The sequence below is a fragment of the Thermus sp. genome, assembly GCF_037444525.1.
In the GTDB taxonomy this organism is placed as follows: domain Bacteria; phylum Deinococcota; class Deinococci; order Deinococcales; family Thermaceae; genus Thermus.
The window spans coordinates 15808-38656 of record NZ_JBBIMD010000002.1 but is presented as its reverse complement, the minus strand read 5'-3'; the positions used below and the strand labels follow the sequence as shown (position 1 = coordinate 38656).

Annotated in this window: 26 protein-coding genes; 14 read left to right on the top strand and 12 right to left on the bottom strand. The window is 67.5% G+C overall.

Annotated elements, in window-relative coordinates; all coding sequences use genetic code 11:
- Positions 1–43: 43 nt before the first annotated feature.
- Positions 44–1258: a peptidoglycan DD-metalloendopeptidase family protein gene (locus tag WKI94_RS00550; protein ID WP_337843827.1), complete on the bottom strand. Its 1215-nt coding sequence runs from the start codon at positions 1256–1258 to the stop codon at positions 44–46.
- The gene (locus WKI94_RS00545) at positions 1259–2113 is read right to left on the bottom strand and encodes an ABC transporter permease (protein WP_337843826.1); all 855 of its coding nucleotides are present in this window, start codon (positions 2111–2113) and stop codon (positions 1259–1261) included.
- A 162-nt stretch (positions 2114–2275) separates the two neighbouring features.
- Between WKI94_RS00545 and WKI94_RS00540 the strand changes: the two genes are divergently transcribed.
- Positions 2276–2413, top strand: coding sequence for a hypothetical protein (locus WKI94_RS00540; RefSeq protein WP_337843825.1), 138 nt, complete (start codon positions 2276–2278; stop codon positions 2411–2413).
- A gap of 91 nt (positions 2414–2504) precedes the next feature.
- On the top strand, positions 2505–2816 hold the full coding sequence (locus WKI94_RS00535) for a type II toxin-antitoxin system VapC family toxin (RefSeq protein ID WP_337843824.1): 312 nt from the start codon (positions 2505–2507) through the stop codon (positions 2814–2816).
- On the opposite strand, the gene WKI94_RS00530 is transcribed toward WKI94_RS00535, so the two are convergent.
- From WKI94_RS00530 to WKI94_RS00520, 3 genes are read right to left on the bottom strand one after another with little or no spacing between them, the layout of a single operon-like run.
- Complete coding sequence (locus WKI94_RS00530) at positions 2794–3537, bottom strand: sulfite exporter TauE/SafE family protein (RefSeq protein WP_337843823.1); 744 nt, start codon at positions 3535–3537, stop codon at positions 2794–2796. The two genes, WKI94_RS00535 and WKI94_RS00530, sit on opposite strands and share 23 nt — an antisense overlap.
- Positions 3534–4193: a rhodanese-like domain-containing protein gene (locus WKI94_RS00525; protein WP_337843822.1), complete on the bottom strand. Its 660-nt coding sequence runs from the start codon at positions 4191–4193 to the stop codon at positions 3534–3536. The genes WKI94_RS00530 and WKI94_RS00525 overlap by 4 nt, the downstream gene beginning before the upstream one ends.
- A 33-nt stretch (positions 4194–4226) precedes the next feature.
- Complete coding sequence (locus WKI94_RS00520) at positions 4227–5663, bottom strand: rhodanese-like domain-containing protein (protein ID WP_337843821.1); 1437 nt, start codon at positions 5661–5663, stop codon at positions 4227–4229.
- Positions 5664–5831: 168 nt separating this feature from the next.
- Here WKI94_RS00520 and WKI94_RS00515 point away from each other — a divergent pair, with 168 nt between their 5' ends.
- The 3 genes from WKI94_RS00515 to WKI94_RS00505 all read left to right on the top strand — a co-directional run bounded on the left by WKI94_RS00515 (position 5832) and on the right by WKI94_RS00505 (position 7770).
- Positions 5832–6521 carry a thioredoxin family protein gene (locus tag WKI94_RS00515; protein WP_337843820.1) on the top strand — a complete coding sequence of 230 codons (690 nt, stop codon included), beginning with the start codon at positions 5832–5834 and terminating at the stop codon, positions 6519–6521.
- Between the two features lie 71 nt (positions 6522–6592).
- Entirely contained in the window at positions 6593–6967 is a 375-nt protein-coding gene (locus WKI94_RS00510) for a rhodanese-like domain-containing protein (RefSeq protein ID WP_337843819.1), read from the top strand.
- Entirely contained in the window at positions 6967–7770 is an 804-nt protein-coding gene (locus tag WKI94_RS00505; RefSeq protein ID WP_337843818.1) for a TlpA disulfide reductase family protein, read from the top strand. Before WKI94_RS00510 ends, WKI94_RS00505 begins: the two co-directional genes overlap by 1 nt.
- On the opposite strand, the gene WKI94_RS00500 is transcribed toward WKI94_RS00505, so the two are convergent.
- From WKI94_RS00500 to WKI94_RS00475, 6 genes are all read right to left on the bottom strand, one after another.
- On the bottom strand, positions 7757–9127 hold the full coding sequence (locus WKI94_RS00500; RefSeq protein WP_337843817.1) for a SpoVR family protein: 1371 nt from the start codon (positions 9125–9127) through the stop codon (positions 7757–7759). The genes WKI94_RS00505 and WKI94_RS00500 overlap by 14 nt on opposite strands.
- Positions 9111–10172 (bottom strand): DUF444 family protein, encoded by a 1062-nt coding sequence (locus WKI94_RS00495; protein ID WP_337843816.1) that lies wholly within the window; start codon positions 10170–10172, stop codon positions 9111–9113. Before WKI94_RS00495 ends, WKI94_RS00500 begins: the two co-directional genes overlap by 17 nt.
- Positions 10169–13360: a serine/threonine protein kinase gene (locus tag WKI94_RS00490; protein ID WP_337843815.1), complete on the bottom strand. Its 3192-nt coding sequence runs from the start codon at positions 13358–13360 to the stop codon at positions 10169–10171. The genes WKI94_RS00495 and WKI94_RS00490 overlap by 4 nt, the downstream gene beginning before the upstream one ends.
- An 84-nt stretch (positions 13361–13444) precedes the next feature.
- On the bottom strand, positions 13445–13996 hold the full coding sequence (locus tag WKI94_RS00485; protein WP_337843814.1) for a CPBP family intramembrane glutamic endopeptidase: 552 nt from the start codon (positions 13994–13996) through the stop codon (positions 13445–13447).
- Positions 13993–14271, bottom strand: a complete 279-nt coding sequence (locus WKI94_RS00480; protein ID WP_337843813.1) for an Lrp/AsnC ligand binding domain-containing protein — start codon at positions 14269–14271, stop codon at positions 13993–13995. Before WKI94_RS00480 ends, WKI94_RS00485 begins: the two co-directional genes overlap by 4 nt.
- 7 nt (positions 14272–14278) lie before the next feature.
- The gene (locus tag WKI94_RS00475; RefSeq protein ID WP_337843812.1) at positions 14279–14965 is read right to left on the bottom strand and encodes a metallophosphoesterase; all 687 of its coding nucleotides are present in this window, start codon (positions 14963–14965) and stop codon (positions 14279–14281) included.
- A gap of 24 nt (positions 14966–14989) precedes the next feature.
- On the opposite strand from WKI94_RS00475, the gene WKI94_RS00470 reads away from it, so the two are divergent.
- Positions 14990–15415 carry a regulatory protein RecX gene (locus tag WKI94_RS00470; protein ID WP_337843811.1) on the top strand — a complete coding sequence of 142 codons (426 nt, stop codon included), beginning with the start codon at positions 14990–14992 and terminating at the stop codon, positions 15413–15415.
- A gap of 9 nt (positions 15416–15424) precedes the next feature.
- Positions 15425–15862 carry an SRPBCC family protein gene (locus WKI94_RS00465; RefSeq protein ID WP_337843810.1) on the top strand — a complete coding sequence of 146 codons (438 nt, stop codon included), beginning with the start codon at positions 15425–15427 and terminating at the stop codon, positions 15860–15862.
- 33 nt (positions 15863–15895) lie between these two features.
- Here the strand turns inward: WKI94_RS00465 and WKI94_RS00460 are convergent, their stop codons facing one another.
- Positions 15896–16570: a recombination protein O N-terminal domain-containing protein gene (locus WKI94_RS00460; RefSeq protein WP_337843809.1), complete on the bottom strand. Its 675-nt coding sequence runs from the start codon at positions 16568–16570 to the stop codon at positions 15896–15898.
- Between the two features lie 23 nt (positions 16571–16593).
- Here WKI94_RS00460 and WKI94_RS00455 point away from each other — a divergent pair, with 23 nt between their 5' ends.
- The 7 genes from WKI94_RS00455 (at position 16594) to WKI94_RS00425 (ending at position 22848) form a co-directional block, all read left to right on the top strand.
- The gene (locus WKI94_RS00455; protein WP_337843808.1) at positions 16594–16833 is read left to right on the top strand and encodes a hypothetical protein; all 240 of its coding nucleotides are present in this window, start codon (positions 16594–16596) and stop codon (positions 16831–16833) included.
- 84 nt (positions 16834–16917) lie between these two features.
- The gene (locus WKI94_RS00450) at positions 16918–17430 is read left to right on the top strand and encodes a DsrE family protein (RefSeq protein WP_337843807.1); all 513 of its coding nucleotides are present in this window, start codon (positions 16918–16920) and stop codon (positions 17428–17430) included.
- 37 nt (positions 17431–17467) lie between these two features.
- Positions 17468–18226: a TIGR00282 family metallophosphoesterase gene (locus tag WKI94_RS00445; RefSeq protein WP_337843806.1), complete on the top strand. Its 759-nt coding sequence runs from the start codon at positions 17468–17470 to the stop codon at positions 18224–18226.
- The gene (locus WKI94_RS00440) at positions 18223–20799 is read left to right on the top strand and encodes a phosphoenolpyruvate carboxylase (protein ID WP_337843805.1); all 2577 of its coding nucleotides are present in this window, start codon (positions 18223–18225) and stop codon (positions 20797–20799) included. Before WKI94_RS00445 ends, WKI94_RS00440 begins: the two co-directional genes overlap by 4 nt.
- A gap of 9 nt (positions 20800–20808) precedes the next feature.
- Positions 20809–21603, top strand: a complete 795-nt coding sequence (aroE, locus tag WKI94_RS00435; protein ID WP_337843804.1) for a shikimate dehydrogenase — start codon at positions 20809–20811, stop codon at positions 21601–21603.
- Between the two features lie 259 nt (positions 21604–21862).
- Positions 21863–22288, top strand: a complete 426-nt coding sequence (locus WKI94_RS00430) for a type II toxin-antitoxin system VapC family toxin (protein WP_337843803.1) — start codon at positions 21863–21865, stop codon at positions 22286–22288.
- Entirely contained in the window at positions 22285–22848 is a 564-nt protein-coding gene (locus WKI94_RS00425) for a YigZ family protein (RefSeq protein WP_337843802.1), read from the top strand. The genes WKI94_RS00430 and WKI94_RS00425 overlap by 4 nt, the downstream gene beginning before the upstream one ends.
- The last annotated feature ends 1 nt before the right edge of the window (position 22849 follow it).

Below are 22849 nucleotides of genomic sequence, written 5' to 3'. Positions count from 1 at the left end.
CCCCTTTGGGGCCCCCGCCGAAGCGAAGGCTTCGGCGGGGTACTTAAAAGTAGGCCGCCGGGTCCACGAAGCGGGTCTCCTCCCCTATCCGCACCGCCACCCGGAACTCCAGCTCCTCCGGGCGGATGAGAAGCCCTCCCCCCGTGTAGCCCAGAAGCTGCCCCCGCCCCACCCGCTCCCCCTCCCTCACCAGGGGTTCTTGCAGGTTGGTGTAGACGCTGGAGAGGGTTTCCGTGTGCACCAGCATTACGGTGTAGCCCAGGTTGGGGAGGTAGAGCACCCCACCCACGTACCCTTCCGCGGCGGCCTGCACGGGGCTTCCCGGGGCTGGGCCCTGGATGACGATGAAGGAGCCTTCCGCCCCATAGGGCACCGCGATCCGCCCTCCCGGCACCGGAAAGGCCAGGCGGCCCACGGTGCTGGGCAGGGGCGGAGGAGGGACCACCACCCGGGCGGGCTGGGCCGCGGCCCGCCTCTTGGCCTCCTCCTGGCGCCGCCTTTCCTCTTCCTGTCTCCTTAGCTCCTCCTGGCGCCGCCTTTCCGCTAGAATTTGGGCCTGGAGCTGGGCCAGTTCGGCCTGCAGGCGCTGGCGCTCCCTTAGGGTTTCCCGGAGGAGGGCCCGTTTCCCTTGAGCCTCCTTGTTCAGGTTGGATAAGGTGGCCTCCAGGGCCTTCTTTTCCTCTTCCAGGGCCCTTTGGGTTTCCCCCAGGCGCGCCTCCTTGGCCGAAAGGTCCTTCAGGAGGAGTTCCAGCCGGACCTTTTCCTCCTGCAGGGCCTTCAGCACCCCTTGGATCTGGCGCACGAGGGCGGTGTCCCGTTCCGAGATGTAACCCACCAGGCGGGCCCGCACCATGAGGTCGGTGAAGCTTTCCGCCCGGAGGAGGGGAAGGTAGCGGGCCGCCTTCTCCTTGTAAAGGCTAAGCATCAGGGCTTTAAGCCGTCCTTTGAGGGCTTCCAGCTCCTTTTCCCCTTTGGCGATGCGGGCTTCGGTTTGGCGCACCTCTTCCTTAAGGCGGGCGATTTCCCCTTTTAAGGCTGCCCTTTGGGCCTCTAGGCGGGCGATCTCCTCCTCCAGGCGCCCCTTTTCCCGAAGGAGCGCCTCCGCCCTTTGGGAGAGGTTTTGGAGCTCGCGGTTTAGGAGGGCAATGCGCTGGGCGATTCGCCCTTCCAGGGCCCGGGCCTTCTCGGCTTCCGCCTCGAGGGTCTTCAGGTCCTGGGCCCAGACCAGCCCCAAGAGGAGAAGGAGGAGGAAGCGCACCTAAACCTCCCTAAGGTGGGCACGGCTCGCCAGGTACGCCCCCCCTAGGCCCAGAAAGAAGGCCAGGAGGAGGACGGCCAGGCCGGTGCGGAAGAGGTCCTCCAGGCTGAGCACCGGGATGAAGGGGAGGAGCCCCTGCAGGGCCTCGGAAAGGCGCCGGTAAAGGAGGCCCCCGAAGAGGACCGCAAGGATCCCGGCCCCCAGGGTGAGGAAGGCCCCTTCCGCCAGAAAAGGCCCCTGGATGAACCGGCGGGTGGCCCCCACCAGGAGCATGATGCCCAGGGCCTCCTTGCGGTTTTCCACCGAGAGGCGGATGGCGCCCATCACGCTGAAGAAGGTGTTGAGGAGAAGGAGGGCCACCAAAAGCCCCATGGCCACCCGGCTTCCCGACAGCACCCCCACGAGCCTTTCCGTGAGCTCCCCCCCATACTCCACCCCTTCCACCCCGGGGAGGGCCCGGAGGCGCCCCGCCACCTGGCGCACGGCCTCGGGGTCCTTGAGCCGCAGGCGCAGGGTGTCGGGCAAGGGGTTTTCCACCAGGTCCTTGGCCTCGGCCAGGTAGGGGTAGTCCAGGACCAGCTGGGCCAGGGCCTCCTCCTTGGGCTGGAGGCGGACCTCCCGCACCTCGGGCCAGGCCTGGATTTCCGTAAGGAGGGCTTCCACGTTGGCCTCGGGCTTCAGAAAGGCCGCCACCTCCAGCTCCCTTTCCAAGCCCTGCACCACCCGCTCCAGGTTCCAAAGGAGAAGCCCCAGGAAGTAAAGCAGGGTGAAGGAGACCAAGGCGGTGAAGAAGGTGGCCAGACTGGCGGTGGGGTGGCGGAGGATCTGGCGGAACCCTTCGCGGACGGCGTACACGCCTTCCATCTTAGCCCCTTTTTTCCAAGGGGCCCTTGACGCTATAACGTCAAAGCGTGAAGCTGGCCTTCGTGGCCCGAATCACGGTGTACGTGGGCGAGGAGACCCACCGCCGCCAGCCTCCGGGGCAAGACCCTCTCCGGCTTCCTCTTAGAGGGGGCTTTGCGCCTTCTGGAGGAGGGGGACTGGGGGCCCGTGGCCTTGAGGATGGAGGGGCTCAGGCGGCGCATCCGGGGACGGTTTAGGGCGGGGGAGATCCGGGCCTTGAAGCGGGAGGGCCTCGAGGAGGCCTCCCCATGAAGGCGGTGGTGGACGCCTCCTTAGCCCTAAGCCGGGTCCTTCCCGGGGAGGACGCGGGGCTGGACTTAGGCGGCGCGCGGTGGAGGAGGGGGTGAACCTCCTGGTACCCTCCCTTTTCCCCTACGAGGTGGCCAACGCCCTTTGGGCGGCGGTGCGTTGGGGCCGCCTGGAGGAGGGGCTGGCCCACGAGGCCTTGAGGGTCTTGGGCTGGGAGGTTTGGGAGGTGGAGCCGGCCGCCGTCCTGGAGCTTGCCCTTTCCGTCGGCCTTCCGGTCTACGAAAGCGCCTTCTCGCCTTGGCGCTCCACCTTAAGCTACCCCTTTGGACCCTGGATGCCCCCTTGGCCCAGGCAGCCCGGCGCCTTGGGGTGCCCGTGGCCCCCTAGAGGTTCTGGACCACGATGAAGACCCCCATGACCACCAGGAAGAGGGCGAAGCCCCGCTTTAAGGCCTCTTGGGGCAGGCGCACCGCAATCCGCCCCCCGAGGAAGCTCCCCACCGCTCCCAGGGCGACGAAGAGGGGGGCCAGGCCCCAGTCCACCGAGAGGCCGTATTCGGGCAGGAGGTGGAGGTACTTGTAAAACCCAGCGAAGGATTTCAAGGCGATGATGAAAAGGCTCGTGCCCACCGCCAGGTGCATGGGAAGCCCCCCGAGGAGGACCAGGGCGGGGACGATGAGGAACCCACCCCCTACCCCCACAAACCCCGTGAGTACGCCCACGGAAAGCCCTTCCAGGACCACCTTCCAGGCCTTCCGCGCCCCCCTAGGCCGCAAGGGAAGGGGCCGGGCCATGAAGTAGGCCGCAAGGAGCATCACCAGGGCGAAGGTGAGGAGCTGCACCTCCCCCGAGGTGAAGCGGGAAAGCCAGGCCCCTAGGTAGGTGCCCGCCATGCCGGGCAAGCCGAAGAGGAGGAGGCTCCGGTGGTCCACCAGGCTGCGCAAGGCGTAGGGGAGACCCCCCAGGAGGGCGATCCCCCCCACGATGAGGAGGCTTTCCGCGATGGCCTGCTTGGGGGGCTCCCCCACCAGGTAGACCAGGACGGGCACGGTGAGGATGGACCCCCCAGAGCCCATAAGCCCTAAGGAGAGGCCGATGAGGAGGGCGCCGAGAAGGGCGAGGCTCATCGCTCTATGGGGAGGCCGTGGCCCATCCAGGCGTAGGTGCCGCCCTCGAGGTTATAGACCCTCTCCCCGGGAAAGCCCTGCTGCACCAGGAAGTCCGCGGCCACCCCCGAGCGGTTCCCGGAGTTGCACACCAGGAGGATGGGCCGGTCCTTGGGGAGCTCGGAAAGCCTTGCGGGCAGGGTGGAAAGGGGGATGTTCACCGCCTTCGGCAGGTGCCCTTCCTGGTACTCCCAGGGCTCGCGCACGTCCACCACGAAGGCCTCCTCCAGGAGGGCCTTGGCCTCCTCCGGCCCCACCTCCTGGAAGGGCACCCCTTGGTAGCCCACCTCCACCGGGGTGGTGTCCACGGGAAGGCCCATGCGGTACCAGCGCACGATGCCGCCCTCGAGGTTAAAGAGGTTCTTCCAGCCCTGGGCGGAAAGCCAGGCCACCGCCTGCCAGGAGCGGTTCCCTGTGCGGCAGTAGAGGACCACGGGGCCTTCCTTGGGCACCTCGGCGAAGCGGGCCATGAACTCGGAAAGGGGGAGGAGCCTGGCCCCGGGGATGCGGGCCTGGGCGAACTCCTCCACCTCGCGCACGTCCAGAAAGAGGGCCCCCTCCTCGTAAAGGGCCTTGGCCTCCTCGGGGGTGAGGTTCTTCACTTCGGTTTCGTACATGGATTCCTCCCAATCTTCTTGGAAAGGGCCGGGTTAGGCGCTCACCAGAGCCTCGCCCTTTTCCATGGGAAGGCCCGCAGCCTGCCAAACCCGGATGCCCCCCGTGAGGTTCAGGGCGTTCCTAAAGCCATGGGCCAGAAGGGCGCTGATGGCCGTGCTGGAGCGGTCCCCCCCTAGGCAGTGGACAATGAGGGGCCGGTCCTTGGGAAGGCGGTCCAGGTGGGCCAAAACCCGCCCCGCGTGGAGGTTCAAGGCCCCGGGGATGTGGCCCGCCAGATACTCGTCCCGGCCGCGCACGTCCAGGACCAGGGCCTCCCTCCTCTCCCAAAGGGCCTTGGCCTCCTCCACGGTGATCTGGGGCACGGTCTCCAGCTCCCCTTCCGCGTAGCCCTCGAGGTCCGGGATGTACCCCACCACGTTGTCCAGCCCGATGCGGATGAGGGCCCGCACCAGCCCCTCCACCTCCTCGGGCCGGGCCAGGAGGACGAGGGGCCGGTCGTAGGGGAGGAGCCAGCCCGCAAAGGTGGTGAAGCTCTTGCCCGCGGGGATGTTGATGGCCCCCTCCAGGTGCCCCCCGGCGAAGGCGAACTTGTCCCGGGTGTCCACCAGGATGGCCCCCTCGGCCAGGGCCTTCCCGAACTGGCTCTTGGTGAGCCGGGCAGGGTGGGGGATACCCCCCAGGATGGGCATCCCGTCCCGGTTCAGCCGCTTCATCTCCTTGAAGTAGGTGGGGGCCTCGGGCTGGCCTTGGAGGAGGGCCTTCACGAAGCCTTCCTCATCGTCCCGTTCCAGGTACTCCGCCCACCAGGCGTGCCGCCTCTCGTAGCCCACGGTGGTGGCGGGAAGGGCCCCCAGGGCCTTGCCGCAAGCCGAGCCCGCCCCGTGGCCGGGCCAGACCTGCACGTGGTCGGGGAGGGTCAGGAACCTCTCCTTGAGGCTCCTAAACATCCGCCTGGCCCCGGGCTCCGCGGTGCCCTTAAACCCCGCGGCCTCCTCCAGGAGGTCCGGGCGCCCGATGTCCCCCACGAAGACGAAGTCCCCGGTGAGGAGGAGAAGAGGTTCGTCGGAAACCGCCCCATCCGCCACCAGGAAGGCGATGTGCTCGGGGGTGTGGCCAGGGGTGTGGAGGACCTTCACCCGGATGTTCCCCACCTTGAACTCGTCCCCATCCCTCACCAGGACATGGGGGAGGCCCTCCAGGCCCCGGTACTTCCAGTTCTCGTCCCCCTCGTCGGAGAGGTAGAGGGTGGCCCCAGTGGCCTTGGCAAGCTCCCGGGCCCCCGAGAGGTAGTCCGCGTGGATGTGGGTTTCCGCCACGGCGGTGATGGTAAGGCCGAGGCTCCCTGCCAGGTCCAGGTAGGTGTCTATGTCCCGCTTGGGGTCCACCACCAGGGCCTCCCCGGTGGCGGGGCAGCCCAGGAAGTAGCTCATCTGGGCAAGGCCTTCCTCGTAGATTTGCCGAAAGACCATGGCTTCACCTCCAGAATGGGACCTTTGTCCCGGGCCCTAACATACCCTACCGGGGTAATGGGTGTCAAGCCTAGGTAGAAAAGTTCATGCCCTCCCATTCTCAACCTTAAGGCTCTGTGCTATGCTCTTTAAAGGATGAGCCCCTACGGGGGTATCCGGGAGGAAAAGATGCCGCTTCTAGGACCTAAGGAACAGGAGATCGTAAGGGAAAGGCTTTCCACCCTGAACCGGGACGTGGAGATGGTCCTCTTCACCGACACCTCCACCCTCATCGCCCCGGGGAAGGAGCCCTGCATGTACTGCCGGGAGACGGAGCAGCTTCTGAAAGAGCTCAAGGAGCTTTCCGATAAGCTCCACCTGGTGGTCTACGACCTCGCCACCCCTGAAGGCAAGGAGAAGGCCCAGGCCTTCCAGGTGGAGGCGGCCCCCACCCTTATCCTTCGGGAGAAAGGTTCGGAGGCCACCAACCTCCGCTACCGGGGTATCCCCGCGGGCTACGAGTTTGCAAGCCTTCTGGAGGACCTGGAGATGCTGGGCCGGGACGGGCACGGCCTGCCTGAGCAGGTGGTGGAGGAGCTCAGTAACCTCCCCGAGGAGGTCGTCCTTCAGGTCTTCGTCACCCCCACCTGCCCCTACTGCCCGCAGGCGGTGCGCACCGCCCACCGCCTGGCCTACGCTTCCCCCAAGGTCTTCGGGGAGATGATTGAGGCCAACGAGTTCCCCGAGCTCTCTAGCCGCTACGGCATCCACGGGGTGCCGGACACCATCGTCAACCACGGCAAGGCGCGGGTGCTCGGGGCCCAGCCCCTTTCCCAGTTCCTCCAGGCCATCCGGCAGGCCGTGGGGGTCAAGGCCTAGGCCTCTTGCCTCTGGGGTACACCGTGCCATTTAAGGGCGCTCTTTTTCGGGATCCCCGCCGCGGTGGGGTCTTGAGCCGCCGCGCCCTCCTGGGCCTTCTGGCCCTCTCCCTCCTAGCCGCCTGTGGCCCCAAGGGGAGCTACCAAAACGTGGGCCCCGAGGCCTTCTACCAGGCGGCGGCCCAGGGGGCTTTAATCGTGGACGTGCGCACGCCCATGGAGTTCGCCCAGGGTCATGTGCCGGGGGCGGTCAACCTCCCTGTGGAGGAGGTGAGCCGTTGGGCCAAGGACCTCCCCAAGGACCGGCCCGTCTACCTCTACTGCCGTAGCGGCAACCGTAGCCGCCAGGCGGCGGAGCACCTGGCCCGGCAGGGGTACCGGAACCTCTACAACCTCGAGGGGGGTATCCTGGCCATAGAGCGGGCGGGCTACCCCTTGGTCCGCTGATGGACGCCCTCACCCTCGGCCCCTTGGCCCTACCCTGGACCCGGGTCCAGGTGGCCCTGGGGCTCCTTGCCTTCCTGCTGGCCGCGGGGGTCCTGGCCCGGCGGGTGGACCCCAGGCTGAACGCCTGGGCCTCGGGCGCGGTCTTTTGGGGCCTGGTGGGGGCCCGGCTGGGCTTCGTGCTGGCGAACGCTTCGGTCTATGCCAAAGACCCCCTCTCCGTCCTTTACGTCTGGCAGGGGGGGTTTGACCCCTGGTGGGGTATTTTGGTGGGAGGAGGGTACACGCTCATGACCCTACCCAAAGGCCTCTTGCGCCCCGCCCTCTTCGCGGCGTTGGCGGGCGGGGTGGTCTTCCTTTTGGTTTTCGCCCTAAGCCCGGGAAGGCGCGCCTCTTCCGAGACCCTTCCCCCCCTCACCCTCACCTCCTTAGGGGGGACCCCGGTGAACCTCCAGGACTTCCGGGGCAGGCCCCTGGTCCTGAACGCCTGGGCCAGCTGGTGCCCTCCCTGCCGCCGGGAGCTCCCCATGATGCTCGAGGTGGCGGAGGAGACCCCGGGGGTGCGCTTCGCCTTCGTGAGCCAGGGGGAGGGCCCTGCGGTGGTGCGGGCCTTTTTGGAAAGGGAGAAGCTTGCGGGGGACTGGTTCCTCCTGGACCCCGAGACCCGGCTTTCCGAGGCCCTGAAGATCCAAGGCCTCCCCACCACCTTCTTCTTTGACCGGGAGGGCCGGCTCGTGGCCCGGCACATGGGGGAGCTCTCCGAGGCCCTCCTCAGGGGGTACCTCAGGGCCATCAGCCCGCCTTAAGCCAGGCCTCCTTCCCGCCCACCACCGTCTTCAGGCGCACGGGCCGGCCCCAGAGGCGGTGCAGGTTCTCCAGCACCGCCTGGGCCTTTTTCAGGTCTAGCTCCACCCCCTCGTAGAGGTGTTCCAAGAGGAGTTCCCCCCGGTTGCCGTGGTTGGCATCCAGAAGCTGGACCACCGGGTAGCCCAGGTTGGTGAGGCGGAAGAGGAGGGCCCGCTTGGCCTCCTCAAAACGGGGGAGATCCTCCGGGGAGAGGAGGCGGTGCCTTAAGGCGAACTCCGGGGTGAGGAACTCTTCTAGGAAGGGGAGGTCGGTGTAGACCGTGCGCACCTGGAAAAGCTTCTTGCGCCCCTCCCCCACCGGCCTCTCGTAGCGGAGCCTCTCCCCTAGGGGCAGGGCCTCGTACTCCGGGCCGAAGCGGCCCTTGTCCCAGCGCTCCTCCACCTCCTTGAGGAGGAGGTAGCCCAGGCGGTAGGGGTTGAACCCCCGGGCCGCAAGAAGCCCCGCTTGGAGCTCGGCGAACTCCACCGCCTCCTCGGGGGTGAGGAGGGGGAGGAGGAGCCGGGTGTGCCAGTAGGTGGCCCAGCCCTCGTTCAGGATCTTGGTGGCCCCTTGGGGGGCGAAGTAGAGGCTTTCCTCGCGGATGATCTCCAGGATTCCCTTCTGCCAAGGGGCCAGGGGGGCGTGCTGGGCCAAAAAGCCCAGGAGGTCCCGGGTGGGCCTGGGGGGAAGGGGTTTGGGGCTGGCCCCCTCCTCCGCCTCCTTGGGGGGGGTTGGGGGCGGGTTCACGTAGGGCTCCAGGTAGGGGCGCACCCGCAGGCGGGCCGGCTCCGGCGCCTCCTCGGGCTCTTCGGGCCTTCGGATGTAGGGGGCGTGGGGGTCTATGAGGTTCTCCAGGGAGAGGGCCATGTCCAAGAACTCCTCCACGCTCCGCGCCCCGTGCCGCTCCATGGTCCGTTCCACGTAGGCCGCGTGGTGGGCCATCTCGTCCAGCATGTCCTTGGGGGTGGGGCGGAAGGCCAGGTTGTTCTGGAAGAAGTCGGCGTGGGCGTAGACGTGGGCCATCACCAGCTTCTGGGCCAGGGGGGTGTTCCCCTTGAGGAGGTAAGCCTGGACGGGGACGGTGTTCACCACGAGCTCGTAGATGCGGCCAAGCCCATAGCGGTAGACCTCCCGCTGCCTTAAGTACTCGCTCCCAAAGCGCCAGTGGGGGTAGCGGCGGGGGAAGCCCCCATAGGCGGCCAGCATGGCCATCTCTTCCGGCTCCACCTCCTGGAAGAGCACCGGGGGGAAGGAGAGCCCCTCGGCCTCCGCCCGTGCCCTCAGCGCTTCCGCCCACACCCTAAGCTCGGCCCTCACCCTTGCCTCCCAAAAGAAGCCGAAGGGCCCGGGGCAGGTCCTCCCGGCCCCGCACCTCCGCCAAGGCCACCTCCTCCCGGTCCCCCAGGCTGTCGCGGACCTCCTCCAGGAAGTGGCCCTGCCCGTAGGGGCCCTCCACCTGGGCAAAGCCGTAAAGGGCCAGGGAGGGAAGGAGGCCCCTTAGGACCTCCAGGGCCTTGGGGGTGTCCCCGTGCCAGTTCTCCCCGTCGGAGAAGTGGTAGAGGTAGCGGTTGTAAAAGGCCTCGGGGTAGGCCTCGAGGATCTCCTCCGCCAGGAGGAGGGCGCTGGAAAGCCTCGTCCCCCCGCCCTCCCGGGCGCGGAAGAACTCCTCCTCCGAGACCTCCCAGGCCTCCGCGTCGTGGAGGAGGTAGCGCCTTTCCAGCCTGGGGAAGTGGCGGCGGATCCAGAGGGTGATCCAGAAGGAGAGGGTCTTGACGAGCCTAAGCTCCTCCTCCCGCATGCTCCCCGAGACGTCCAGGGCGAAGAGGACCACCGCCTGGGCGTGGGGTCTGGGCCGGTTTTTGGGGGCCCGGTAGCGGAAGTCCTCGGGCTCGAGGCTGAGCCCGGGGTTTTCCGGGGCGTAGCTTCCGCTCATGAGGGTGCGCTTCAGGGCCTCCTTGAGGGTGCGGCGCACGTGGCGAAGCCCCCTAGGCCCTTTTCGGGCGAGGGTGGTGTAGCGGAAGGCCTCCTCCGTCACCTCCCCCTCCCCCTTGGGCTTGAGCCTGGGGAGCCTTAGGGCCTCCCCCATGAGGTCCAAGAACTCCTCGAGCTCCAGCTCGGCCACGGGGATGTGTCCCCCGGGGCCCAGGGCCTCCTCCCCCGGGCCACCCCCCAAGAGGCCTTCCCCCAAGGGGTCCCGGTAGACGATCTTGGGGAGCTCCAGTTGGGGAAGGGGGATGGAGACGATCCGCCCCTCCACCTCGCCGAAAAGCTCCTCCCGGGTGAGGAACTCCCGCGCCCGCTTCTTCACCTCCCCGCGGACGATCTCCTTGAAGCGCTCCAGGTCGCGCTCAATGGGCCTCATCGCTCGTTTCTCGCGAAGAGGGAGGCGGCGAACTCCAAGACCCCGGCGGCGCAGTGCTCGCAGTAGCCGTGGTCCCGGATGAGCCTGGCCTTCACCACGTCAATCTTGGCCTGGGTCTCCGGGTCCACCACCCCCGAGACCAGGGCGGAAAGCCGGATGGTGTCCTTCTGGTCCTCAAAGAGCTTGAGCTCCAGGGCCCGGCGCAGGCGGTCGTTGTCCTTGTAGGTGAACTGCCGCCCCTCCAGGGCCAAGGCCCCGATGTAGTTCATGATCTCCCGGCGGAAGTCGTCCTTGCGGGACTCGGGGATGTCTATGCGCTCCTCTATGGAGCGCATGAGCCGCTCGTTGGGGGGCTCGGGGCTTCCCGTGTAGGGGTTTTTCACCTTCTCCCCCAGGACGTAGGCCTTTACGTGGTCAATGTAGTTGTGGAAGAGGCGGTTTAGGGCCTCCTCGTCTGCGGCGATGGCCCGCTGCACCTCGTTCTTCACGATTTCCGCGTACTCCGCCTTGACCTCTTGGAGGAGGGCCCGGTAGCGCTCCCGGGTTTTCTCGTCGGAGATGAGGGAGTGGTGCTTGAGGCCCTCTTCCAGCTCGTTCAGCACCATGAAGGGGTTGATGCAGGGCTCCTCGGAGGTGACCAGGACGTTGGAAATCTTGTCCTGGATGTACCGGGGGCTGATGCCCTCCAGGCCCTCCCGCTTGGCCTCCGCAAAGAGCTCCCGCACCGCCTCTTCCGTCCAGCCGGGGAGGAGGCGGCCATCGTAGAGCTTGAGCTTCTGCATAAGGGTAAGCCCCGCCCGCCTAGGGGGCTCGAGGCGGGTGAGGACGGCCCAGGTGGCGGCCATCTCCAGGGTGTGGGGGGCGATGTGCTTGCCCCGGGTTTTGGCGAAGTCCCGCCGGTAGATCCGCACCTCGTCCGAGACCCGGAGGATGTAGGGGACGTCAATCTTGATGGTCCGGTCCCGCAGGGCCTCCATGTACTCGTTGGCCTGAAGTTTACGGTACTCGGGCTCGTTGGTGTTGTGGCAGACCACCTGCCCCACCCCGCAGACGAAGTTGTGCAGCCCCTCGCAGGCGATGTCGTACACCCATTCTCCTTCGACCTTGCGCCGGAAGAGGCGGTGCGTGTAGCGCTTGTGGCGCCCACCCTGCTTGCCCTCCCCGGAAACGTAGCGGATCCGGTAGGCGGGGGGCCTGCCGGGGCGTTCGTAGCGGTAGGCGCTGTAATCCATGCCCAGGAGGCTGAGGAGGACCCCCACCTGGGCGGCCAGCATGGGGGAGATGGTCTTGTATTCCCCGTAGCACGCCTGGTAGGTCGGGGACCCCTTTCTTTGCTCCCGGCTCAGGGCTTTGGAGCCGTCCGTCTTCAAGAGCTCGTCCCCGGCGTGTTCCAGGTAAGGCCTGGGGAGGGCAAAGAGAAAGTCGGGGAGGCGTTTGTTGAGGGCACCTTTCCCGCAATGGGCCTCCGCCAGGAGGCGGATGGCCTCCGAGCCCAGGTAGAGCCTCCAGGCGGAATCCCTCTTGGAGCCTGAGTGGATGTACCCCTTGGCGGTGCTGATCCGCTCGTAGGCCGCTTGGACCCGTTGGAGTTCGCCTAGGTCGGCGGAGCTTATGACGATGCCCCCGTTGCGTTCATTGCTGTGGCCCTCGGTGGCGTACCAGATGAGGACCGTGAGCAGGGCCTTGAGGTCTTCCTCGTCCTTCTCCACGTCGTAGACCGCCTTGAGGGCCGTGGCGTGCCGGGGGAGGCCCAGGCGGGCGTAGCCGGGTGGTGCGGGCCGGGTCAGGGTGCGGCCTGCAGCCGGGGCTAGGGTTTCCTCCTCCACCAGGAAGCCCACCACCCCTTCCACCACGTTGATCCTTTTGGGGGTGGGCGCGAGCTCCGGAAGGCGCCGCAGGGCCATCATCTCCCTTCCCTCCTCGGGGTAAAAGGGCTCGCCTTTCCGGTCGTAGAGGGAGTGGTTGGGGGTGGTCTCCACCACGCCCCATTTCTGGGCGCTGGTGAGGAGGGCTCCGCTAAAGGGGTGGCGGTAAAGGCCCCGCACGCGGGTCCAGCGCGCCTCCCCTTGGGCGAAGTCGTAGGCCAGGACCTCGAGCCCCTCGGGGTTTTTGGCGAAGCGCTCGTAGAGCTCCGCCAAGGTGGTCCAGCCCACCTGGCCCCGGTGGCGGTAGAGGATGGGGGTCCACCCCGCCACGCTGTGGCCCAGGATGATCTCGTCGATGTCCGTCTGGGCGAACTTCTTGGACTTGATCTTGTGCTCTTGGCTTGCGGTGAGGAGGTCGTAGAGGAAGGCCACGTCCAGCTTGAGGATCTCTATGAACTCCACCAGCCCCCGGTTGGCGATGTTCAGCTCCCCGTCAAAGTTGAAGGCCCGGGGGTCGGAGTCCGAGCCGTAGATGGCCACTTTGCGGTAGTTGATGTCCCCGGTGAGCTCGGTGGAGTCCTGGTTCTTCTCGTCCTTGGGCTGGAAGGTGCCAATCCCCACCCGGTCCTTCTCCGAAAGGACCAGGCGCTTCACCACGATCTCCTTCTCCAAGGCCGCCGCCAGGTCCCCCCCATGCCGGGCCAAGGCCTCCCGCATCTGGAAGCGGCAGGCGGGGCAGAGGTCCCCCTCCACCTCGAGGGGGTAGGGGTAGTCGGGGTGGCGCCGCCTCAGCTCCTCCAGGAAGGCCTCCCGGATCTCGGGGGGGAGGAGGTGGAGGGGCTCCTCGTGCATGGGGCAGGGGAAGGGGCCCTCCTCCATCTTCCAGTAGAAGGTGTAAAGCCGGCCCTCCTCCGTGCGGCTGTAGGCCTCGAGGCCCTTCTTTAGGAGGCGGGCGATGGTGCTCTTGGCCGAGCCCACGGGCCCGTGGAGGAGAAGGATGCGCCGCTCGGGCCCCAGGCGGTGGGCCGCGGCCTTGAGGGTGGCCACCAGGCGCATGAGGGGCTTGTCCAGCCCGAAGACCGCATCCTTGCCCCCCTCAAAGGGATCGTCAAAAAAGCGGTAGTGGAAGAGCTTCTCCTTGAAGAGGGCGTGCTCCTCCACCCCGTGGGAGAGGATCATGTCGTAGACCCGCTGGAAGCTCGTCCTCAGGGGCCTCGGGTCCTCCTTGAGGAGGCGGAGGTAATCGGCGAAACTCCCCTCCCAGCTGAGGGCCCGGTAGGCCTCGAGGTCCTGGCGCTGGCGGATGAAGTCCAGCTCCGTCATGGATAGCCCTCCTCCATAGGCCTTTGGGGATAGCCTCGCTCCCTATTGTAGCAGGAAGGGCTTGGGGGAATGTGCCCTGGGGCGCTACGGGGCGCGCGCCATCTCGTAGAAGCCGCGGGCGTTATGGAGAAAGTGGGCCAGGACCCCGGGAAGGAGGCTTCCCGAAAGGGCGTAGGCCAGGCCGAAGAGGAGGCCGGCTACCCCTGTGTAAAGGGGGTAGGCCCAGGCCGCCCGGGGGGCGGGGTGGAAGAGGGCAAAGAGAAGGGCCTGCAGGAGAACCCCCCACCCCCCCACCCACCCCGCGAGGAGGCTTTGCAGGAAGCCCCGGAAGAAGACCTCCTCCCCTAAGGCGGAAAGGAGGGCCAGGAAGAGGAGGGCCGTAGGTCCCAGCCCCCCCCGCCTTAGGGCGCGCCCCAGTTCCCGGTGGAGGGCCTCCGCCTCCTTGAAGGAAGCGGGGAAGAGGCGGCTAAATAGGGCCTCCAGGCCGAAGAGGAGGAGGAAAAGCCCGCCCGCAACCCCCAGATCCAGCCAAGGGCCCTTGGGCCCTAAGGGAAAGCCCAAAAGGAGCATCCCACCTCCCCCTAGGAGGAGGAGCCCCACCTGGAGGAGGAGGAGGAAGGCCAGGGGGTCCTTCAACCTTCCCCCAAGGCGAAGCCCTGGTCCAGAAGCCTACTGGGGTAGGCCCGGAAGCCCAGGAGGGTTTCCGTGCGCTCCACCCCGTCCAGGGCTAGGATGCCTTGGGTTACCACCTGGTCCAGCTCCTCGAGGTCCTTAAGCCTTAGAAGGGCGATGAGGTCGTAGGGCCCGGTGACGGAGTAGACCTCGGCCACCTGGGGGATCTCCGCGATGGCCTCCCCCAGGGCCCCGATCCTTTGGCCCTTAGCCCGGATGAGCACGAAGGCCGTGACCACGCCTCTATTATGCGTCTTCCAGGATAAGCTTGGGTTGGAAGCCCAAGGCGTCCGCGGCCACCAGGTGGAGGGGGATGCCCCGGTAGGCCTGGGGAAGCCTCTCGGGGTCCACCCCGTGGAGGTGGCCGTAGACGATGGCTTGGGGGCTGGCCTCTTCCGCGAGCCCCAAAAGGGGCGAGGCCTCTCCCCGGGGTCCAAAGGGGGGGAAGTGGAAGGCCACCACCAGCTTCCCGTAGTTCTGCCCCTTAAGGGCCTTCAGGGAGAGCTTAAGCCTTTCCACCTCCCGGGCGAGGATGCGGGCGTCCTCCTCCGTCTCCGGGGGGTACTGCCAACCCCGGGTGCCCGCCACCGCCACCCCTTCCAGCACCAGGGCGTCGTTCTGGAGGGCGTACATCCCCGGGGGGAGGACGGCCCTGAGGCGGCTGATGGAGGGCCACCAGTAGTCGTGGTTGCCCTTGAGGAGCACCTTTTTCCCGGGGAGGGCCGCGAGGTCCAAGAGGTCGGGCAGGGCCTCCCCAAGGCGCATGGCCCAGGAGATATCCCCCGGCACCAGGACCAGGTCTTCTGGGCCCACCACCCGCCGCCAGCCCCGGAAGAAGGCCTCGGGGTGCCCCGCCCAGGCCGGCCCAAAGATGGTCATGGGCTTGGGGTGAACCCGGGAGAGGTGGGGGTCGGCGATGGCGAAGACCCGCATGGGCCTTAGGTTACCCTAAGGGGGATGGGGGCCTACGAGGAGGCCATGGCCTACGCCCTAAGGCTCCTTGGGGCCCGTGCCCAAAGCGAAAGGCGCCTTAGGGAGAAGCTCGCCGCCCGCTTTCCCGAGGAGGCGGTGGAGAGGGTTTTGGAACGGCTTAAGGCCATGGGCTACCTGGATGACCAGGCCTTCGCCCGCTCGTTTGTGGAAACCCACCGCAAGTACGGGCCCCTCAAGCTCAAAGCCCTCCTCCGGGCCCGGGGCGTCCCCGAGGAGGTGGCCGAGGAAGCGGTGGGGGAGGCCTCGGTGGAGGATGCCCTAAGGGTCCTCCGCCGCTACCCTCACCGGCGAGATAAGGCCAAGGCGGTGCGCTTCCTCCAGGGGCGGGGCTTCCCCTTGGGGGTGGCCCTCGAGGCCTACCGGCTTGCCCTGGAGGAGGAAAAGGGGTAAAAAGAGCCCATGCCCGAGGTGCGCGCCGAACGCTTCATCCCCGCTCCTCCGGAAAAGGTCTACGCCCTGGCCAAGGACCTGGAGGGGCTGAAGCCCTACCTCAAGGAGGTGGAAACCCTGAAGGTCCTGGCCCAGGAGGGCCACCGCACCAAAAGCGAGTGGGTGGCGGTGGCTATGGGCAAGAAGGTGCGCTGGTTGGAGGAGGAGGAGTGGGACGACGCGGGGCTAAAGAACCGTTTTTGGTCGCCCGAGGGGGACTTTGACCGTTACGAGGGCACCTGGGCCTTCTTCCCGGAAGGGGAGGGGACGCGGGTGGTCCTCACCCTCACCTACGAGCTCACCATCCCCATCTTTGGGGGCCTCCTGCAGAAGCTGGTGCAGAAGCTTATGCAGGAGAACGTGGAAAGCCTCCTAAAGGGCCTAGAGGAGCGGGTCCTTTCCACCTAGGCCCTTGAGTGGGGGGTGCCCCGCCTGGGGTCCTCACCCCTTGAGGAGGACCCCTGCCTGCAAGGGACCAAGGGCCTCCTCGGTGTGGGCCTTGAGGGCCAGGAAGAGCCGGTCCAGGGGGGCCTCCTCCAGGTGGCCCAGGGCCTCCCCCCCCGGCAGGTGGAGGATGGCCCACAGGGCCTCCACCCCTTTGGGGCCCAGATAGACCCCTTCCTTTCCCAAGCGCCCTTCCTTCAGGCGCTCCCCTTCGCCCCGGAGGTCGGGGGCGAGCCCCCCCGCCTTCACCACCCGCCAGCCCGCCCAGACCAGGGGGAGGAGGGGGTCTTCGTGCTTGGCGATGCCCCTAAGCCCCGAGACGAAGACCGGCCACACCCGCCCCGCCGCCTCGGGGGAGGCCAGGCGGTAGGCGAGCTCGGAGAGGAAGCCCGCAAGGAGGAAGCGCCGGGGTTCTTCCAGGCCGTAGAGCTTGCCCAAAAGCTCCACTTGGGTGAGGAGGGGTAGGGCCTCCCCTTTGGCGTAGAGCTGGAAGCGCACGTGGTGGAAGAGGGAAAGCCGTCCCGAGCGCCCGGTGGGGCGGCTCCCTTTGCGGGCCAGGGCCTCGAGGCTCCCCCCCGGTGTCACAAACCTGAGGAGAAGGTCGCCCTGGGGGAGGGCCTTCCGCCCCACCACGATGCCCTCCTCCGTCCGGTAAGGTTGCCGCCGGTCCACCGGTTTTAGTGTATCCTTTCCTCATGGAACGCACCTTGCGCGACATCCTGGAGTGGGTGGTCCTCGGCCTTTTGGTGGTGGTAGGGGTCCTCCTTTTCCTCTGGGTGGGGGGCTGGGTCTTCACCTTCTTGGGGAAGCTCCTTCTAGCCCTTTCCGGCTTCATCTGGACCCTCCTGACCTACGTGGTGCCCATCCTCATCATCGCCGCCATTGGCTACGGGGTGGTCTACTTCCTCCAGCGGCGCTCCTCCTCGGCCCAGTAGGCTTCAAGGGGTTTGGGGCAGGCTTCGGCCTGCCCCTTGCGCTTTGGGCCTCCCTTGGTATACCCTTAGCACCCGAGGGGAAAAATGAAGGAGATCAGCCGCAGGTGGCTTCTTCGTGTTTCGGCGCTTTTGGGGGCTTCTTCGTTGCTGAGGGCCCAGGCCAACGAGCGGGTGGAGTACGCCCAGTTCAAGAAGGAAACCCCGGTGGCCGTGGTCTACCACGCGGACTTTGGGGACCCTGCCCGCTTTGGCCAGATGCTCACCAACATCGCCAACCACCTTTCCGTTTATGACAACGATCCCTTCAAGATCCACATCGTGGTGGTGGCCCATGGGGCCGGGGTACACCCCTTTTTGAAGGATTTGGAGGGCACCCCTTGGGCCAGCATCCAGTACGACCGGGAAGCCCTTTTCAGCCGTATCCGCCAGCTGGCCCAGCTGGGGGTGGGGTTCTACATCTGCGAGATTACCTTTGCCCGGAACAACATCCCCAAGGATAAGCTCCGCCCCGACGACTTCATCAAGTGGGTGCCCTCGGGGGTGGGGGCCTTGGGGGAGCTTCAGAGTAAGGGGTACGCCTACATCAAGGTGGGTTAACCGGCCAGCGCCCGCATGGGGTGCGTATAATGCCCCCATGCGCGTTCTCTTCATCGGCGACGTGATGGCCGAGCCCGGCCTCAGGGCCGTGGCCCTCCACCTGCCGGACATCCGGGCCCATTACGACCTGGTCATCGCCAACGGGGAGAACGCGGCCCGGGGAAAGGGCCTGGACAAGCGGGCTTACCGCCTTTTGAGGGAGGCGGGGGTGGACCTCATCTCCTTGGGCAACCACGCCTGGGACCACAAGGAGGTCTACGAGCTTCTGGAAAAGGAGCCCGTGGTGCGGGCCCTAAACTACCCCCCGGGCACCCCGGGGCGGGGGTGGTGGCGCCTCGAGGCGGGGGGCGAGACCCTCCTCTTCGTCCAGGTCATGGGCCGGGTCTTCATGGACCCCCTGGATGACCCCTTTCGCGCCCTGGACCGCCTCCTATCCGAGGAGAAGGCGGACTACGTCCTGGTGGAGGTCCACGCGGAGGCCACCAGCGAGAAGATGGCCCTGGCCCACTACCTGGACGGCCGGGTCTCCGCGGTCCTCGGCACCCACACCCACATCCCCACCCTGGACGCGGGGGTCCTCCCCAAGGGCACGCTTTACCAGACGGACGTGGGCATGACCGGCACCTACGCCTCCATCATCGGGGGGGAGGTGGGGACCTTCCTCGCCCGCTTCCTCACCGGCCGCCCCCAGCCCTTCCGCCCCGCGGAGGGCAAGGCCCGCTTCCACGCCACCGAGCTGGAGTTTGCGGGGGGGCGGCCCCTTGCCATCAGCCCCTATGTCTGGGAGGAGCCGTGAGGGAAGACCCCTTCCTTCGCCTCAAGGAGGAGGTGGACCTCTTGGGCCGCCTCCTTGGGGAGGCCATCCGGGCGGTTTCAGGGGAGCGGTTTTTTGCCCTGGTGGAGGAGGTGCGCCTCCTCTCCAAGGCCCGCCGCCAGGGGGACGTGGGGGCGGGGGAGGCCCTTTTGGCCAAGGCGGAGGCCCTCCCCGTGGCCGAGGCCGAGGCCTTGGTGCGGGCCTTCACCCACTACTTCCACCTGGTGAACCTGGCGGAGGAGCGCCACCGGGTGCGGGTGAACCGCCTTAGGGCGGAGGCCGAGACCCTCGAGGCTCCAAGGCCCGAGGGGCCCTTGGCCCTGGCCTTGGCCCTAAAGGCCCGGGGGCTTTCCCGGGCGGAGGCGGAGGCCCACCTGAACCGCCTGGAGCTCCTCCTCACCTTCACCGCCCACCCCACGGAGACCCGCCGCCGCACCCTAAGGCACCACCTGGAGAGGATCCAGGAGGCGCTGGAGCGGGGGGACCCTCGGGCGCTCAAGGCCCGGGTGGCCCTCCTCTACGCCACGGAGGAGGTGCGCAAGGCCCGGCCCTCGGTGGAGGACGAGATCAAGGGGGGGCTTTACTACCTGCCCACCGTCCTCTGGCAGGCGGTGCCCCTTCTCCTGGAGCGCCTCGAGGATGCCCTGGAGCGGGTTTATGGGGAAAGGCACCGCCTGAAAAGCCCCGTGCGTTTCCGGAGCTGGATCGGGGGGGACCGGGACGGGAACCCCTTCGTGACCCCCGAGGTCACCGCCTTCGCCGCGGACTACGCCCGGCGGGTGGCCAAGGAGCGCTACCTGGCCGAGCTCGAGGCCCTGGTGCGCGACCTTTCCCTCTCCGAGGGCCGCCTTCCCGTGCCCCGGGCGGTGCGGGAAGGGGGGGAAGAGGTGGAGCGGTTTCCCGGGGAGCCCTACCGGCGCTACTTCGCCCAGCTCTACCGGAAACTGGAAAGGGAAGGGCTTTCCGAGGAGGCCTTCGCCCGGGCCCTCTTCCAGGCGGAAAGGGGCTTGGAGGAGGCGGGTCTGGGGGAGGTGGCCCAGGTTTTCCTTAAGCCCCTTTCCCACCGCCTTTCCGCCTTCGGCCTGGCCCTTGCCCCCCTGGACCTTCGGGAGGAGTCGGGGAAGCTCTTGGAGGCCGCGGCCGAGCTCCTCCGGCTTGGGGGGGTGCACCCCGATTTCCTAAGCCTTTCCGAGGAGGCCCAGGAGGCTCTCCTCACGGAGGAGCTCAAGACCCCGCGCCCCCTCCTCCCCGTGGGCCAGGCCCCGGAGGGGGAGGCCCTTAGGGTGGCCCTGGGGGCCCTGAGGGCCTGGCAGGACCGGGGGGCCCACCTGGTCTCCATGACCCACCACCCCAGGGACCTCCTCGTGGTCTTCCTCTTGGCCCGGGAGGTGGGGGACTACCGCCCGGGGAAGCCCCTCCCCTACGATGTGGTGCCCCTTTTTGAGACCCTGGAGGACCTAAGGCGCGCCCCCCTGGTCCTCCGCCGCCTACTCCAAAACCCCGTCTTCCTGGCCCACGCCCGGGGGCGGGGCGGGGTGGAGGTGATGATCGGCTACTCGGACTCCAACAAGGACGCGGGCTTCCTGGCGGCCAACCTGGCCCTCTACCAGGCCCAGGAGGCCCTGGCGGCGGTGGGGCGGGAGGCGGGCCTCGAGGTCCACTTCTTCCACGGCCGGGGCACCTCCACCGCGAGGGGCGGGGGTCCCGCGGGCCGGGCCATCGCCTCCTTGCCCCCAAGGAGTGTGGGCCGCCGCCTCCGCCTCACGGAACAAGGGGAGGCCCTGGCGGACCGCTACAGCCACGTGGAGCTTGCGGTGCGCCACCTGGAGCAGCTTTTCTACCACTTCGCCCTGGCGGCCTTAGGGGACGGGGAGGACCCCAAGCCCCTTTGGCGCCAGGCCCTGGAGGAGGCCGCCTCCTTAAGCGTGGAGCGCTACCGGAGCCTCCTCCAGGCTGAGGGCTTTTTTCCCTTTTTTGAGCACCTCACCCCCATCCGGGAGATCGGGGAGCTCCCCATCGCGAGCCGCCCCGTCTACCGCCACGGCCGGGTGCGGGAGATCCGGGACCTCAGGGCCATCCCCTGGGTCATGGCCTGGACGCAGGTGCGGCTACTCCTGCCCGGCTGGTACGGGCTTTCCGCCCTGGAGCGCCTGCCCCTTGCCCTCCTTCAGGAGATGTACCGGGACTGGCCCTTTTTCGCCTCCACCCTGGAGAGCGCGGCCATGGCCCTGGCCAAGGCGGACCTGGGGGTGGCCCGGCTTTACCTCAAGCTGGTCCCCGAGGCCCTTTGGCCCCTTTTTGACCGGATCGCCGAGGAGTACGGGAAGACCGTGGCCCTCCTCGAGGCCATCTTCCAGGCCCCCCTCCTCCACAACCAGAAGACCCTGGAGCGCCAGATCGGCCTCCGGAACCCCTACGTGGACCCCATCAACATCGTCCAGGTGGAGCTCCTCCGCCGCTACCGCGCTCCCGGGGGAGGGGAGGACGAGGCCCTGAAAAGGGCCCTTCTCCTCTCCCTCCTGGGCGTGGCGGCGGGCCTAAGGAACGCGGGATAAGATGGGGGCATGCTCCGCCTGGCGGTCTTGGGCCATCCCATTGCCCACTCCCTCTCCCCGGCCATGCACGCCTGGGCCCTTTCCGCCTTGAGCCTAGAAGGCGCCTACCAGGCCCTGGACACCCCCCCAGAGGACCTTCCCGCAAGGCTCGAGGAGGTCCGCCAGGGGTACCGGGGGGTGAACCTCACCGTGCCCCTTAAGGAAAGGGCCCTTCCCCTTCTGGACTGGGCTTCTCCCGAGGCCCGGGCCATCGGGGCGGTGAACACGGTCCTGGTGGTGGAGGGGCACCTCCTCGGCTTCAACACGGACGCGCCTGGCTTCCTGGAGGCCTTGAAAGCTGGGGGCTTCCCCCTAAGGGGCCCCGCCCTGGTCCTGGGGGCCGGGGGGGCGGGGCGGGCCGTGGCCTACGCCCTGAAGGGGGCGGGCCTCGAGGTCTGGGTCTGGAACCGCACCCCGGAAAGGGCCCAGGCCCTGGCGGAGGAGATGGGCCTGGAGGCGGTGCCCTTGGAGGCGGCGCGGGCGGCCTACCTCCTGGTGAACGCCACCTCGGTGGGCCTAAACGATCCCGGGGCCACCCCCCTGCCCCCAGAGCTCTTTCCCGAAGAGGGGGTGGCCGTGGACCTGGTCTACCGCCCCCTTTGGACCCGCTTCCTAAAGGAGGCCCAAGCCCGGGGTCTAGGCGTGCAGACCGGCCTTCCCATGCTGGCCTGGCAGGGGGCCTTGGCCTTCCGGATCTGGACGGGGTTCCTGCCCGATCCTTTGGGCATGGAGCGGGTGGCCCTAAGGGCTTTGGAGGAGGGGTAGAATGCTCTTATGGGGTACCGTCGGATTCGGGTTTCTCTGGAAGAGGACCAGTGGATCCGGCTTAAGGGTCTAGCCCAGGAGCTGAGCCGGGAGCGAGGCCGCCGGGTAAGCCCCAGCGAAGTGCTCCGGGAGCTTGTGGACAAAGGCCTTCGGGAGGTTTCCAGGGCTGAAGCTTTAAGGCGGCTTTCTTACCTTAGGGAGCGGGTTTCCTTAGGGGGCCTGAGTTTGGAGAGTCTTTTAGAAGAGGTGAGGGAAGGGCGTGTCCAAGGTTTGCTGGGTGGTTGACGCTTCCCTTGCCCTGCCGCATCTGGCGCAGAAGGAGGCGGAGGCCTTTTGGCGGGAGGAGGCTCCAAAAGGAGAAGTGTGGGTGCCTCGGCTTTTTGTCGCGGAAGTGGCCTCGGTTCTCCGTACCCTCGTGTTTGTTCGCAGGATGGTGCAGAGGGAGGCGGAAGAGATCTTGGAGGCTCTTCTTGGGCTTCCCGACCACTTCGCCGAGGATGAAGCTCTAGCCTTTCGCGCTTTGCGCTGGGCGGAGGTCTTGGGTCAAAAACGGGCCTACGAAGCTTTTTATGTGGCCTTAGCGGAAGATAAAGGAGCTCAGCTTCTACCGGCGGACTTGGAACTGGTCCATGCCCTGCGCGCCCAGGGGGTGCCTTGGATTCAGCCTTTGGGAGAGGTGCCTTGACCTTAGCGAAACCCTTAGCGTACGAGGAGATCATCGGAAAAAGCCGCTTCATCGCCAAGGTGGCCCCCGTGGCCTCGGAGGAGGAGGCCTTGGCCTTTCTGAAGGCGGCCCGGGAGGAGGAGGCCACCCACAACCCCTACGCCTACAAGATCGGTCCCCTCTACCGCTTCTCCGACGATGGGGAGCCGGGCGGCACCGCGGGCCGCCCCATCCTCCACGCCATAGAGGCCCAGGGCCTGGACCGGGTGGCGGTGGTGGTGGTGCGCTACTTCGGGGGGGTGAAGCTCGGGGCGGGGGGGCTGGTGCGGGCCTATGGGGGGGTGGCCGCGGAGGCCCTGAGGCGGGCGGAGAAGGCCCCCATCGTGGACTGGGCCGAGGCGGCCTTCCTGGTCCCCTTCTCCGAGCTTGGGGCGGCCTACCGGGCCCTTAGGGGCCTATCCGCGGTGGAGGAGTACCGGGAGGACGGGGTTCTCCTCCGCCTGAGGCTCCCAAGGGACCGCCTCGAGGCGGTGGCCCAGGCCCTCAAGGAAGCCACCCGGGGCCGGGTCCTTAGAATGTGAG

What these genes read in the sequence shown, in the direction of transcription:
- WKI94_RS00530 (WP_337843823.1), bottom strand. Translation starts at nt 3,537, where the DNA reads ATGAGCCTCGCCCTTCTCGGCGCCCTCCTCATCGGCCTCTCCTTAGGG.
- WKI94_RS00525 (WP_337843822.1), bottom strand. Translation starts at nt 4,193, where the DNA reads ATGTACGAAACCGAAGTGAAGAACCTCACCCCCGAGGAGGCCAAGGCC.
- WKI94_RS00520 (WP_337843821.1), bottom strand. Translation starts at nt 5,663, where the DNA reads ATGGTCTTTCGGCAAATCTACGAGGAAGGCCTTGCCCAGATGAGCTAC.
- WKI94_RS00515 (WP_337843820.1), top strand. Translation starts at nt 5,832, where the DNA reads ATGCCGCTTCTAGGACCTAAGGAACAGGAGATCGTAAGGGAAAGGCTT.
- WKI94_RS00505 (WP_337843818.1), top strand. Translation starts at nt 6,967, where the DNA reads ATGGACGCCCTCACCCTCGGCCCCTTGGCCCTACCCTGGACCCGGGTC.
- WKI94_RS00495 (WP_337843816.1), bottom strand. Translation starts at nt 10,172, where the DNA reads ATGAGGCCCATTGAGCGCGACCTGGAGCGCTTCAAGGAGATCGTCCGC.
- WKI94_RS00490 (WP_337843815.1), bottom strand. Translation starts at nt 13,360, where the DNA reads ATGACGGAGCTGGACTTCATCCGCCAGCGCCAGGACCTCGAGGCCTAC.
- WKI94_RS00475 (WP_337843812.1), bottom strand. Translation starts at nt 14,965, where the DNA reads ATGCGGGTCTTCGCCATCGCCGACCCCCACCTCTCCCGGGTTCACCCC.
- WKI94_RS00470 (WP_337843811.1), top strand. Translation starts at nt 14,990, where the DNA reads ATGGGGGCCTACGAGGAGGCCATGGCCTACGCCCTAAGGCTCCTTGGG.
- WKI94_RS00465 (WP_337843810.1), top strand. Translation starts at nt 15,425, where the DNA reads ATGCCCGAGGTGCGCGCCGAACGCTTCATCCCCGCTCCTCCGGAAAAG.
- WKI94_RS00455 (WP_337843808.1), top strand. Translation starts at nt 16,594, where the DNA reads ATGGAACGCACCTTGCGCGACATCCTGGAGTGGGTGGTCCTCGGCCTT.
- WKI94_RS00450 (WP_337843807.1), top strand. Translation starts at nt 16,918, where the DNA reads ATGAAGGAGATCAGCCGCAGGTGGCTTCTTCGTGTTTCGGCGCTTTTG.
- WKI94_RS00445 (WP_337843806.1), top strand. Translation starts at nt 17,468, where the DNA reads ATGCGCGTTCTCTTCATCGGCGACGTGATGGCCGAGCCCGGCCTCAGG.
- aroE (WP_337843804.1), top strand. Translation starts at nt 20,809, where the DNA reads ATGCTCCGCCTGGCGGTCTTGGGCCATCCCATTGCCCACTCCCTCTCC.